This window comes from Virgibacillus proomii (assembly GCF_900162615.1).
Taxonomy (GTDB): Bacteria; Bacillota; Bacilli; order Bacillales; family Amphibacillaceae; genus Virgibacillus; species Virgibacillus proomii.
On the sequence record NZ_FUFN01000009.1, the window covers coordinates 845,131 to 858,401 of the forward strand.

A 13,271-nucleotide genomic window follows, 5' to 3' on the forward strand; every position below is an offset into this window, starting at 1 on the left:
TTACATATGGGGTAAAAATGACGCATCGAATTTCCTGGAGCGTTAGAACGTATAAAAATTCTTCATTTGTACAGCATTTAGAATGATGATAAAAACCGCTTTTTTAATTACACTTCTTTTTCCCATTCCCAAACAAATATATTGTAAATATTTGCTTTCTCTTTCAGCACTTGTAAAAGGTTTCTAGTTTACAATTAACTTCTTGTTTTGCTGAGAACAAAGGCTAGCTCTCCATAATAATATTATCAATAAGCCTTGCCGCTGAAAATTGAATTGCTGCTGCAAGAATCATGTTGCCACTGGCTACAGATATTGTTTCTAATTCAGGAAAGCTTAATAGCTCTACATAATCAATTTTGGCGGTCAGATGTTGATGGAGATAGTCGTTAACAGCATCGGTAATAACGGTGACGTCGGTCTCTCCCTCTGCGATCCGTTTTTTCCCTAACAATAAGCTATGATACAAAGCAGGAGCTTTCTGTCTTTCCTCAGCCGTTAAATAGACATTTCTAGAGCTGATTGCTAATCCAGAAGGTTCTCTTACAGTATTAACCGGAACAATTTCCACAGAAAAATCGAAATCATCGACAAGTGCTGATACAATTGCAAACTGCTGTGCATCTTTTAAGCCAAAATAAGCACGATCGGGTATGGTGAGATGAAATAGTTTAGTTAGAACCATGACCACACCATCAAAATGCATTGGTCGTTTAGCTCCGCATAGCCTATTTGTCCTTTCTGTTACCATCATCTTTACAGACTGTTTCTTCTTATACATCTCATCTACACTTGGCATAAATAATATATCAACACCCGCTTCCTTAGCCAGTTTTTTATCACGTTCTGCATCTCGGGGATACATATCATAATCCTCGCTTGGTCCAAATTGAATTGGATTAACAAAAATGCTCATAATTACGCAATCATTTTCTTGTCTAGCTTCTTTTACAAGTGCTAGATGTCCCTCATGCAAAAATCCCATTGTCGGAACAAACCCAATTGATTTACCACTTGCCTTTGATTGCTTTGCCAATTGGTTTATATCGTGCTTTGATGAAATTATTTTCAATTTATTCCCCTCCATACAAGGAAGCAATTTCTTCCTGATCCATTTTAAATGTATGCTTGTTTATTTCGGGAAACGTACCTATTTTCACCTCTCGAATATAGTCACTTAGCCCCTGAGAAACTGCATGATTTACATCAGCAAACTTTTTAACAAATTTAGGAATGCGATCTATTCCAAATGTAACCACATCATGAAATACAAGCACCTGTCCATCCGTTTGAGGACCTGCACCAATCCCAATGACGGGAATGTTTAGCTGGGAAGAGACTTCTTTTGCAAGCTGATGGGGAATACATTCCAACACAAGTGCAAAAGCACCTGATGCTTCACATCTTTTGGCATCTTTAATCAGCCTTGTCGCTTGCTCAGCAGTTTTCGCCTGTACTTTATACCCGCCAAACACCCCAGCTGTTTGTGGTGTTAATCCAAGATGTCCCACCACTGGAACACCGGCATTGGTTAGAGCTTTGATCGTTTCTATTACTTCTCCTCCGCCTTCCAACTTGACTGCATGTGCTCCACCTACCTGCATGATTTTACCCGCAGCTCGAAGCGCTTCTTCTTTACTTATATGAAAGGACATAAAAGGTAAGTCTGTTACAATGAATGTATCTAGTGCTCCCCGTTTAACTGCTTTAGTATGATGAATCATATCGCTTATAGTAACAGGAACGGTTGAATCATAGCCAAGAACAACCATTCCTAGTGAATCGCCGACTAAAATCAAATCTATACCTGCTTGTTCAGCAAGCTTCGCCTGTGGATAATCATACGCAGTCAGCATGGTAATTTTTTCTCCTGCTCGTTTCATTTGCCGAAAATCGGTTGTTGATTTCATTTTTATCCTCCAGTCTTGGTAGAAAGTAGGGTAAATCTTCAAACATTCTCTATAGCTACTCTTTTTTATAGATAATAGGTGCCGAATGGAACCCTTTTTTAAAAGATTGTATTTTAAAAATTATAGCAAATTTTCTGTTATTTTCCTAATTTCTTTTCCTTTATTTATTGCGAATAGATACCGTTTACTTCGAAGATTTAAGAAATCTACAACTCGGGCACCATAGAAATACACGTTCGATTTGAACGTACAAATTGGAGAGCTTCTAAGGTGATAAAGTTAAATGAAGATCCTTTTAAAAAGATAGCTACCATGTTAAAACGTTTCCTGACAATAAGCAAAAACTTCTCACTGATACATAGGCGTTGCAATCTTAGCCTTACTCTTTCGTAGAAAAAAACTCACTAAGTAAAGTTTCATTAATATCAGCTTTTTAAGCTATCACTTCACGATTGAAATAAGCTAAACAAGCTGATCGATTAGCCGATCAGCTTGTTTTTAAAAGGGTTATGCTTTTATTTTCTTCGCAATTTCAATCGTCCGTTTTGCTTGATGTTTAACTGCTGCTTCTACATCTTCCACCATCTTACCATTTTGGTCTTGTGTCACACTCACACCATAAGGATTTCCACCTGAAACAAACGCACTATCATCCGTGTATCCAGGAGGTACAATGATTGCTCCCCAGTGCATCATGGAAGTATATAATGATAAAACAGTAGCTTCTTGTCCACCATGTGGATTGGATGCTGAGGACATCGCACTAACTACTTTGTTGGTAGTTTTCCCGGCACTCCAAAGTCCACCTTGCATATCAATGAATTGCTTCATTTGAGAAGCAACATTCCCGAAACGTGTCGGCGTTGAAAAGATAATAGCATCTGCCCATTCAATATCATCAGATGTAGCTTCTTTTACATCTTTTGTTGCTTCATAATGAGCTTTCCATGCTGGATTTTGTGCAATTGCTGATTCTGGTGCAAGTTCTGGAACCTTTACTAGGCGGACTTCTGCACCAGCTTCTGTAGCTGCTTCTTTTGCCCATGTAGCTAATTGATAGTTAATTCCGGTTGAACTGTAGTAAATAATAGATAATTTTACTTTTTCCATTATATCGTCTCCTTTATGTTCTTGCAGTTAATGTTTATGAAATTGTTGTTACATAAAATTCCCTTACTGCACTGAATTATTCATGAAAGCAACATTAATATCGTTTGATAAACTAGTTACTTTACGTAACTATAATAATCAACAAAATATGTTCTGTCAACTAACTAACTCATACATAAAATTAGTGTGTTGCTCAAGTTCAGCTCGTTGTTTTTATAGCATTGTCCAAATTAGCAAAAAAGCTACTGAAAATCCAGCTAGATTCAGTTTGGGGAGCTGACTTATTTCAGTTAGATCCAGAGTCTTCAAACATGCTGGATGATTCAATTTTGCCATTGTTAGGTATTCGCTCTTACTTTCATCATTTATAAAAATAATTTATAAATTTTCTGTAACTTTTTATACCTTATTGTTGTTAGTTGATTAATAACATCATATAATTAATACTAGTTTAGAGGGGAAAAAAGAAAGGATTGAAACAATGGGAAAACGAATTTTATATTTTTTGTTAACAAACATCCTTGTACTGTTAACCATTTCCATTATTTTCACACTGATTCCCGGAACCTGGAAGTATATTGGAGAAGATGGTCAATTACAGTTGGGAACACTATTAATCTTTAGCGCCATTATCGGTTTTACCGGTTCATTTATCTCATTATCCATGTCTCGTTGGATGGCAAAAAGAATCATGGGTGTGCAAATTATCGAACCAAATGGTCGTTTAACAGAGCAAGAAAAAGAAGTAGTGGAAAAAGTTCACCGTCTAGCAAGAGCTGCTGGATTAATGCATATGCCCGAGGTAGGCATTTATCAGGCAAAAGAAGTGAATGCTTTTGCAACAGGTCCATCAAAGAAACGCTCCTTAGTAGCTGTCTCAAGTGGGCTATTAAATGAAATGGACGATGATGCAATTGAAGGAGTCATTGCTCATGAGGTTGCTCATATTGCCAATGGTGACATGGTAACTATGACTTTATTACAAGGTATCGTCAATACATTTGTTGTCTTCCTGGCTCGGATTGCAGCGTTTATTGTGTCACGATTTGTAAAAGAGGAACTTGCTCCTATTATTCATTTTATAGCGATTATTTTCTTCCAGCTCATCTTTTCCGTACTTGGCAGTCTGGTTGTTTTTGCTTACTCACGACACCGTGAGTTTCATGCAGATCGCGGCGGAGCTGACTTAGCTGGAAAGGATAAAATGAAACATGCTTTAGAATCACTAAAGCTTTATTCAAATCGCATGCGGGAAGAAGAAACTGCGATTGCCACCTTAAAAATAAATGGCACGAAAAAGACCTCCTTCTTCTCCACACATCCAAGCTTGGATGAGAGAATTAGCCGCTTAAAATAAAGTGAAACTTCTATCAGTAGAACTTTTCCTTTATCCCCTGCTACTGATAGAAGTAGAACAAAGGAATAAACCTTATAATAGAAAGACACTTTTTTCTGCGAGCAATATATCGCTCCCTCCATTTTCCTTATCGGTTAAAACACTAACTCTCTACATCCTGTTCTTAAGTTCTAAAGTGGAACAGGAGCAAAATGGTTTTATATAGAGACATTAGGTGACTGGGTCATTTTTACGGAACTTTTTGAACACAGCTATTCCATATTAAAATGTCCCCCAATCCCTAGACAAAAGTCCTGCCCGGGAGACCATTATTATATCTACCTGTGTGCTTGATCGGTCAAATAATCAGCTACATCTGTTAAATCTGAAAATTTTAAATCTGCCTTCTTACTTGTTTTCTCACGTTTCCCAATCAAAATGGTAGTTAACCCAGCATTTTTCCCCGCTGTTATATCCACATCACGATCCCCTATCATATAACTAGTTGCTAAATCAACGTTATATTGTCTTGCTAAATCGTTAATCATTTTTGCACTAGGCTTTCGGCAACTGCATCCAGCATCAGGCTTATGTGGACAATAAGCAATTGCATGAATTTCTGCACCGTATGCTGCAAGCTCTGCTATCATTTTTTCATGTACACGAGTCAATTCTGCTTCCGTCATATATCCTAGCCCGATACCGCCTTGATTAGTTACAACAAATACATAATAACCTAACTCGTTAAACCGCTTAATAGACGGCCCAACCCCATGTAATAGATAGAAATCATCAGGGTGATTGACAAACGTAACTCGTTTTGTCAGTACCTCGTTAATTACTCCATCTCGATCCAAATATACAGCTCGTTTTCCCATATTTATCACCTCTTTCTTTAAAAAGCGCTTGTTTTATACAGCAACGGGTATTACACTAACAAACGAATGGATATTTTTCCGTACCGATTTACCGACAGAAAAGATAGTAAATCCCGTACCATCCCTTATTCAGAAGATAGCTCCTTTACAATCGATGTGCTTATTCAAACTTTAAAGTACGGAAAATGAAATCGAACTAACTTGAGCAAGCCCACGTTTAGTCTAGGTAATTAGAGGCTCACTTATTTTAGAAAGCTTGCTGTCAATTGTATTTATTCGACATCATCGAATCTCTAACACCTTAAAACTTATTCAGCATAGATCATAAGCTAGACGATGCAATTTCAAATAAGATAGCCATCATGGAAAAACGGATATCATCTCCTAGACATTAGAAAAACTTGGCTTGTCGCTAAGTCTTTATGGCGAAAGCTAGCGTTTTTCTTATACGATAAAGTGAAACTTCATTCCGTGGAATGCTTTTTACACGGAATGTTAGTTGAACCAATCGGGCATTTAGGTGCCGTTTTCTCCCGCTTTGACCCTTTGCATCAACTAAAGGCTCTTGAAAAAGCCTAAAAGTTTATACTTTCCTATAGTATAAAAAAGCTTCATTTCTTTTTAAGAAATGAAGCCCCTATTACTATTATTTCATACCCCTTTGTTTCCATACATCGATTTACGATAACGTAAGACGTTATCTATTTTGTTCTCCATTAATGTTGATTCAAACGATTATTACTATAAAAGATTGTTTGTTGCAGTTTAGTATGATACTGCCAAGTTAACAAATCCTAAGCAAAAACTAAATATAAAAGCTAAACATCATCTTTGATGGATAAGACTACGCATTGTTCCATTTTTTGAAAAATTAATATGCCAGCTAAGCGCTTTCTCCAAGTTATGAGGTGTTTGTCCACCACCTTTTAATGCTTCTCGATAATACTCCCACAATTGCTCCCGATACATAGGATGAGCACAGTTTTCAATGATTAATGGTACTCTCTCTCTTGGTGCAAGTCCTCTTAAATCAGCATAGCCCTGCTCGGTAACAAGTACATCTACATCATGTTCTGTATGATCAACATGAGATACAAATGGGACAACACTCGAAATTTTGCCGTGCTTAGCAACTGATTTCGTAACAAAAATAGACAATCTTGCGTTTCGCGCGAAATCACCTGATCCGCCAATTCCATTCATCATCTTCGTTCCTAGCACATGGGTTGAATTCACATTCCCATAAATATCAACTTCTAATGCGGTATTAATAGCGATAATTCCCAAACGGCGAATAATTTCCGGGTGATTTGAAATTTCCTGTGGTCGCATTATAATTTTATCTCGATACTTTTCAAAGCTGTTAAAGACCTGTTCCATCTTTTCCTGAGATAACGTGATCGAGCAAGCCGATGCAGTCTTAACTTTATGAGCATCAATTAGGTCAAAAACAGCGTCTTGTAATACTTCTGAATATACTTGCAGGTCTTCAAATTCAGAATTGATTATTCCATGCAAAACTGCATTGGCAACTGATCCTATACCTGACTGTAATGGTGCTAACTTCTTCGTCAAACGTCCCTCTGCAATCTCATCACGCAAAAAGTCCAATAAATACCCCGCCATTATTTCCGTTTCATTATCTGGCTGAACAATGGTAGAAGGCGAATCATGTTGATTTGTGAAGACAATGCCCTTTATTTTATTCATATCTACCGAAATTCCAATTGAGCCAATACGATCATCTACTTTTGTTAACGGTATGGGATCACGATTACCTTGTTCATTTGGATTGTATAAATCATGCACCCCTTTTAGCAATGGCGAATGAGCTGTATTAATTTCAACAATAATTGCTTTCGCATTTTCTGCAAAAGCAAGCGAATTTCCAATAGATGTTGTCGGAATGATCTGCCCATCTTCCGTTATGGAAATCGCTTCCAAAATTGCATAGTCAACGCGATCGAGTACATTGCTTCTTAATAATTCTGCGGTATGTGAAAGATGTTGATCAACAAATAAATGTTCCCCTTCATTTATTTTCTTTCGCATGCTTGGATCAGCCTGAAACGGCAAGCGTTTATTTACTAATCCAGATTCCGCCAACATTTTATCAATATCGGAGCCTAAAGAAGCACCTGTAAATATATTTACCTTTAATTGCTCACCATTCTCTGCTCTTCGGACGAGCGCAGTTGGAACAGCTTTTGCATCCCCTGCCCGGGTAAAGCCACTAAGTCCCAACGTCATGCCATCCTGAATCCATGATGCTGCTTCGTCTGCGGTGACAATTCGATCATGTAATCGACTGTCCTCGATTCTTTCCTGCATTATACCCATCCCCAGACCCCTTTCTAGTTTATTTAGAATTTACAATCTATTTTATATGAAGCGCTTTCTTTTTTGTGGATAGGTGTCAAAAAGAGCTATAATCGGTATGAGACAGCATAATTAATGGCTAAAGCAGAACACGAAACTTGGCTAATGACAGGCTTTTAAGTACAGACGACGTCTAGTTAAAAAACAAGTACCTGTTTTTTATTTTATTTACAATTGCATTAACATCAAATCCTATGATTACAAACGCATAAGGAACATTAGGTAAATAAAATAATATAGTGGCAGTAAAAACAATTATACAATAAATAATTAAACCTAAATAAATCTTATATTTTTTCATGAATTCTTATCTTACTTCCTTTTAATTTTCGTTACAAAAGCTCGCAATCAAACAAATAAGAACTTACACGTAATACATCAACATCTTCCATGTCTAATCCACCGCTTCGCTAAGATCTGGAAATTCACTAACTATAACATTAAAAACCTAGCAATTTGCGAAAATAACTTGAATAGGACTGACTAACAGGCAACTGGTCTCCATTATCCATTTCCAATACAAATGTTGAATGAGTATCCGGGTATATATGCACAATATGATTTACATTAGCAATGTAAGAGCGATGGCAACGAATAAAATATGCCTTGGGCAGCATATATTCAAACTCCTGCAAAGCCTTACGATGAACACCTGTAAAGGCGTTTGTAACTATCCGGGTTTTTCTTTCTTTTACTTCCAAATACACTACGTCGTTAAAAGGAAGCGGCTTCCAGCCATCTGATGTTTTCACAGTAATAACAGATTTCCCCTCTGTTAATGCAGGATAAATGGCCATGACACATCCTTCTAACTTACCTTGAGAATGAAATGGTACAGCCATTCCATGATAAGGAACACCATAGACATTACGAGGAATAAACTCTGATACCTTTTGTTCCGTAACAATTGCTTTGTTGGCTAGCGTCCCTTCCTTAATGGGGTCTCCCGGCCTAATCTTCAAATCAACACGTACGCTGGGTCGGTAATAAATATATTCTGTCGTCGATGTAACCGCAATTGATATTTCATCGGAAAAGAGCTCCCCAATAACATCTAGTAAAGAACTTGTTGTAAGTCGTTGCATAATCTTTCGTTACCCCTTTATGTTTCGTTACTATCTCCCTAACCTACTATGATTCTATTTATCTCTCATTTTATTTAAATGTAGAAGGCATAATAACTGCGATGACTTCCCCTTTGGCACAGCATACTTTCTCAGCAAACACTTCTGTCTTCACTTTAAATTTCTTTGAGTGAATTTCTTCCACAGTTCCTACAGCCTTTAGCTGCACACCATGAGGTGTTGGCTTTATGAAGTCAACATGTAATGAAGCGGTTACAAAACGTGGTGGCTCTGTTCCATCACCAATGCGATGTCCATTTTTATGATGAAGCATCATCGACGCTGATCCTGTACCATGACAATCAATTAATGAAGCAATTAAGCCCCCATAAACAAAACCAGGAATAGCAGTATGCTCTTCTTTAGGTGTATAAACCGTAACGGTTTTATTTTCTTCCCAAACTGTTTTAAAATGGAGTCCATCCTGATTTAGCCTTCCGCAACCATAACACCAAGCATAATCATCTAAATAAATATCCTGAATTGCTTTTGTCACCACCTGCATTTCCTCCTCTTTTTGACTAGTATAGCATAGTAGCTTAATATGAAGGTATGATAGCGACTTTTCATCATTTAGTTAACTGTTATAGTTATTAAAAAGTTCTGTTATCTACAGTATCAAGAATCAAATGATGACATTGTATTAGATGTTCGCTAGAATAAAAGTATATGAATAGTTTACTATCTTCTCCATTCCACAATAAATTTTAGAGCTCTACCATTTTAAGTTCTAACACTTACAGGAGATGAGAGAACACCAAACAATAAGAAATAGAGAGATGGGGTTTTGTGGTATGAAAAAATTAGTCATCTTAGGTGGGGGATACGGTGGGCTGAAAGCGCTATTAAGACTGCTTGATTATCAGCTGCCAGATGATGTGGAGATTACACTTGTAGATAGGAACCCGTATCATTCTATAAAAACAGAATTTTATACGATTGCTGCTGGCACCTCTGCGGACAAGGATGTTAGGCTGAATTTTCCAGACGACCAACGTGTTCGTTATTTTTATGGAGAAATTAAAAAAATTGATACAGCCAATGAAGAAATTTTATTCTCCAACACGAGTGAAGTCATCCCCTACGATTATTTAGTTATTGGACTGGGTTGTGAGGATAATTATCATGGGATTAAGGGTGCCGAAAAATACACAAACAGTGTACAGACTTTCTCCAATGCCAGAAGAACAGGACTTGCTGTTTGCGATTTAAAAGCCTATGGAAAGGTTTCTATCGTTGGTGCCGGGTTAAGTGGAATTGAGGTAGCCTCTGAAATAAGAGAAAGCAGACCAGACTTAAACATTCGCTTACTCGATCGTGGAGCAACCGTATTAAAAGCATTTGACCCAAAGATTCAACAGTACGTAGCTGAATGGTTTGTTGCTAATGATGTTGATGTGATACACCATGCCAATGTAGAGTACGTGGAAAAAGATGGTGTTTGTAATAACGGCGTCTGTTATGTGAATGATGTGACTATTTGGACAGCCGGGGTACGACCGAACTATTTAGTAAGAGAGTTGCCTTTTGCTAAAGACGAACAAGAAAAAATCATTGTCAATGATTTTTTCCAAGTACCGGAAAACACGAATATCTATATTGTTGGCGATTGCGCTTCGTCGGAGTTTTCCCCAAGTGGACAGCTAGCAGGGCAACAGGGAGAGCGTGTTGCAGAAGTTCTATTAGCCATTCTTCAAGGCAAAGAACCGAAAAAACCAAAGGAAATTAAACTGAAGGGAACACTTGGCTCTCTCGGAAAATCAGACGGATTTGGAAATATGATGCAAAAGCCAATAATTGGCTGGCTACCACGAGTAGCTAAATCTGGTGTGCTGTGGCTAAATAAACGACACTAAAAATATAGGAAAACCCAAAATCAGTTACCAATGATTTCGGGTTTTCCTAAGGTTATCTATCTACATCATGATATGTACAAGACCAGGTGCAATCATCGAAACTAGCACGGCACTTACAACCATAGAGATTGTACTAATGGCGCCTTCTAATTGACTCGTCTCCATGGACGTGGCTGTCCCAACGGCGTGCGATGCACTTCCCATTCCTACACCTCGGCCAATATAATGGTCAATCTGAAACAAGCGAAATACATAGCGATGCATGATTACACCACCAATTCCTGCTATCATAACAAAGATTGCAGCTAATGGGATTACTCCCCCAATCGTCTCCGTTACAGCCATCGCTACTGGAGTCGTTACTGATTTTGGCGTTAAGGAGTAAACAATGGTTGACTCGAATCCAGCCCATTGTGCAAGTAATAATCCGGTAGAAATACCAACGATACCGCCGACAAAGGTACCTGCTAAAATGGGGATCGTTACCTTCTTTAACGTTTTGCGATATTTATATAACGGGTATGCCAGTGCTACAACAGCTGGTCCAAGTAACTCATTGATCCACTTTCCACCCACCATATACGTCTCATATGGAATATTAAATATAAATAATAGAATAATAATAATTACGGTAGCTACTAAAACGGGCGCAGTTAATGAATACTTCCACGTCCGATGAATCAATAACGCAAAATGATAGATAACAAACGTTCCGATAATTGCTAAGACAGCAATAATAAACTCACTCATGCTTCCATTCCTCTCTACGAATAAGCCACTGGCTAACATAACCAGATCCTCCCATAACAAAAATCGTGCTTACCAACACGATCACAATTAATAAGAAGCCCTTCCCCATAAACAGATGATAATACTCAATAATCCCAACGGTTACCGGAATAAAAAAGAAAGCTAAATTCGTAATGATGTAATTAGCCCCTTCCTCAATCCAGGACATACGAACAAGCTTTGTACTAAGTAATAAAAGTAAAACTATCATTCCGATAACACTCCCGGGTATAAACAAATGAAATGTGCGTTGTACCCAGTTTCCAAATTGAAAAATGATATACAATAAAACAATACTCCCTATCATTTTTCCTAACTTAACCACTCTTTTTCCTCCTTGCCTTTTTTAAAAAGATAATCTATATTATAGCAGTATTATTCATGATATGTTAAGGATTCTACTCCGTTTTTAGTTAAATAATCTTGTTAAGCGCTTAACAAGAATTATTAAAAAACTGGTTAAAAGAGACGGGTTGAATTTTCATTGTACACTTAAATGATTAAAGTTTAGTTTGCTGGTGCTTGGGCGCATAAGCTAGACAAAACATACTTCCAAAGAAGATACCCACCATGAAAGAATGAATCGTTTTCCAGATTAGAAAAACTTGGCTTGTCGCCAAGTCTTTAGCGAAAGTTGTAGTTTTTCTTATACGATAAAGTGAAACTTCATTTCTTGGAATGCTTTTCCCAAGAAATGTTAGTTAAACGAATCGGGCATTTAGGTGCCGTTTTCTCCCACTTAGACCCTTTGCACGAAATCAGGGCTTGAAGTGGGAAACTTACGGCACCTTACATGCGGGATAAACCCTAAAATTTTATACTTTCCTATAGTACAAAGAAAAACCGAACTTCTAGGTACCGACCCCCCAAAGTTAGAGTAGAAATCTAATTTTCGGGGGTGTTTTTATGGCTAAATATAGTGAAGAATTTAAAATAAATCTTGTCACCGAGTATTTATATGGCAACCTAGGATATAAATTATTAGCAAAAAAATATAATATGGGTAGCGCAACACCAATATTTGAATGGGTGAAAGTCTATAAGTCTCAGGGAATGGATGGGTTAAAAAGAAAAAAAGCTAGGAAGTTTTATCCTGTTCNACAATTCCTATAAGGGAAACGTTGGAAAAGTGGCGAAAAACCGATTGTCTCGCCGTTTTAACACGCCAATTCCTCTTCAAAAATTAGTAACCGATATTACAGAATTCAAATGTCTAAGTGAAGAGAAGTTATATTTAAATCCGATTCTTGACCTTTATAACGGAGAAATTATTGCGTATAAAATCAAGGAACGTCCAACGTTAGATCTTGTCATAGAACCTTTAAAAGAAACGATAGAGATAATAAAGAATCATGCAACCTATCGCACCACCATCCATTCTGACCAAGGCTTTCATTACCAGCACAACCAATGGGTGAGAACATTAAAAGAGAATAAAGTATTCCAAAGCATGTCTAGAAAAGCAACCTGTGCGGATAATGCTTCCATGGAGAATTTTTTTGGCATTTTAAAACAAGAAATGTATTATGGAGAAAAATTAGTAAGCTATGAAGAATTAAAAAGTCGGATTGAAGAATATATCTATTGGTATAATCATGAACGAATAAAAGAAAAATTGGCCGGGCTGAGCCCAGTCGAGTATCGAACGCAATCCAGCCAATCAACTGTATAATAAAACTCTAACTTTTGGGGGTAATCACACTAAACGTGTTCGGTTTGGACAAACTATTTATCTACTGCCTTCACCACTAACCATACAGATTAAAATAGAATCGTTCTCTGTACAGAGCAACGCTTGATCCATAAGAGAATTCGTTTACGATTAGCGGAAAGATCCGGGCTATTACTTGGAATCGCCGAAACTAACTATCCATATACTACTTCTCCATTCT

General features: G+C 37.4%; 13 protein-coding genes. 4 read left to right on the top strand and 9 right to left on the bottom strand.

The window, feature by feature from the left end; genetic code table 11:
* Positions 1-223 precede the first annotated feature (223 nt).
* The 3 genes from panC to wrbA form a co-directional block, all read right to left on the bottom strand.
* The gene (gene panC / locus BN1066_RS06490) at positions 224-1,069 is read right to left on the bottom strand and encodes a pantoate--beta-alanine ligase (RefSeq protein WP_077318629.1); all 846 of its coding nucleotides are present in this window, start codon (positions 1,067-1,069) and stop codon (positions 224-226) included.
* 1 nt (position 1,070) lies between these two features.
* On the bottom strand, positions 1,071-1,907 hold the full coding sequence (panB, locus tag BN1066_RS06495) for a 3-methyl-2-oxobutanoate hydroxymethyltransferase (protein ID WP_077318630.1): 837 nt from the start codon (positions 1,905-1,907) through the stop codon (positions 1,071-1,073).
* Positions 1,908-2,414: 507 nt separating this feature from the next.
* Complete coding sequence (gene wrbA, locus BN1066_RS06500; protein WP_077318631.1) at positions 2,415-3,017, bottom strand: NAD(P)H:quinone oxidoreductase; 603 nt, start codon at positions 3,015-3,017, stop codon at positions 2,415-2,417.
* A gap of 481 nt (positions 3,018-3,498) precedes the next feature.
* Here wrbA and htpX point away from each other — a divergent pair, with 481 nt between their 5' ends.
* Positions 3,499-4,374, top strand: a complete 876-nt coding sequence (gene htpX / locus BN1066_RS06505) for a protease HtpX (protein ID WP_077318632.1) — start codon at positions 3,499-3,501, stop codon at positions 4,372-4,374.
* Positions 4,375-4,691: 317 nt separating this feature from the next.
* Here htpX and BN1066_RS06510 read toward each other — a convergent pair whose 3' ends face one another.
* From BN1066_RS06510 to BN1066_RS06525, 4 genes are all read right to left on the bottom strand, one after another.
* The gene (locus tag BN1066_RS06510; protein ID WP_077318633.1) at positions 4,692-5,231 is read right to left on the bottom strand and encodes a D-glycero-alpha-D-manno-heptose-1,7-bisphosphate 7-phosphatase; all 540 of its coding nucleotides are present in this window, start codon (positions 5,229-5,231) and stop codon (positions 4,692-4,694) included.
* A gap of 825 nt (positions 5,232-6,056) precedes the next feature.
* The gene (scpC, locus tag BN1066_RS06515) at positions 6,057-7,571 is read right to left on the bottom strand and encodes a succinyl-CoA:acetate CoA-transferase ScpC (RefSeq protein ID WP_077318634.1); all 1,515 of its coding nucleotides are present in this window, start codon (positions 7,569-7,571) and stop codon (positions 6,057-6,059) included.
* 479 nt (positions 7,572-8,050) lie between these two features.
* The gene (locus BN1066_RS06520) at positions 8,051-8,695 is read right to left on the bottom strand and encodes a LytTR family DNA-binding domain-containing protein (protein ID WP_077318635.1); all 645 of its coding nucleotides are present in this window, start codon (positions 8,693-8,695) and stop codon (positions 8,051-8,053) included.
* 70 nt (positions 8,696-8,765) lie between these two features.
* Positions 8,766-9,239 (bottom strand): PaaI family thioesterase, encoded by a 474-nt coding sequence (locus BN1066_RS06525; RefSeq protein WP_077318636.1) that lies wholly within the window; start codon positions 9,237-9,239, stop codon positions 8,766-8,768.
* 289 nt (positions 9,240-9,528) lie between these two features.
* Here BN1066_RS06525 and BN1066_RS06530 point away from each other — a divergent pair, with 289 nt between their 5' ends.
* Entirely contained in the window at positions 9,529-10,590 is a 1,062-nt protein-coding gene (locus BN1066_RS06530; RefSeq protein ID WP_077318934.1) for an NAD(P)/FAD-dependent oxidoreductase, read from the top strand.
* A 60-nt stretch (positions 10,591-10,650) separates the two neighbouring features.
* Here BN1066_RS06530 and BN1066_RS06535 read toward each other — a convergent pair whose 3' ends face one another.
* Entirely contained in the window at positions 10,651-11,340 is a 690-nt protein-coding gene (locus tag BN1066_RS06535; RefSeq protein WP_077318637.1) for an LrgB family protein, read from the bottom strand.
* A complete protein-coding gene (locus tag BN1066_RS06540; protein WP_077318638.1) occupies positions 11,333-11,704 on the bottom strand; it encodes a CidA/LrgA family protein in 372 nt (123 codons plus the stop codon). The genes BN1066_RS06535 and BN1066_RS06540 overlap by 8 nt, the downstream gene beginning before the upstream one ends.
* A 581-nt stretch (positions 11,705-12,285) precedes the next feature.
* Here BN1066_RS06540 and BN1066_RS21400 point away from each other — a divergent pair.
* A complete protein-coding gene (locus BN1066_RS21400) occupies positions 12,286-12,492 on the top strand; it encodes a transposase (RefSeq protein ID WP_077318639.1) in 207 nt (68 codons plus the stop codon).
* 16 nt (positions 12,493-12,508) lie between these two features.
* Complete coding sequence (locus tag BN1066_RS06550; protein ID WP_179104303.1) at positions 12,509-13,051, top strand: IS3 family transposase; 543 nt, start codon at positions 12,509-12,511, stop codon at positions 13,049-13,051.
* Positions 13,052-13,271 lie beyond the last annotated feature (220 nt).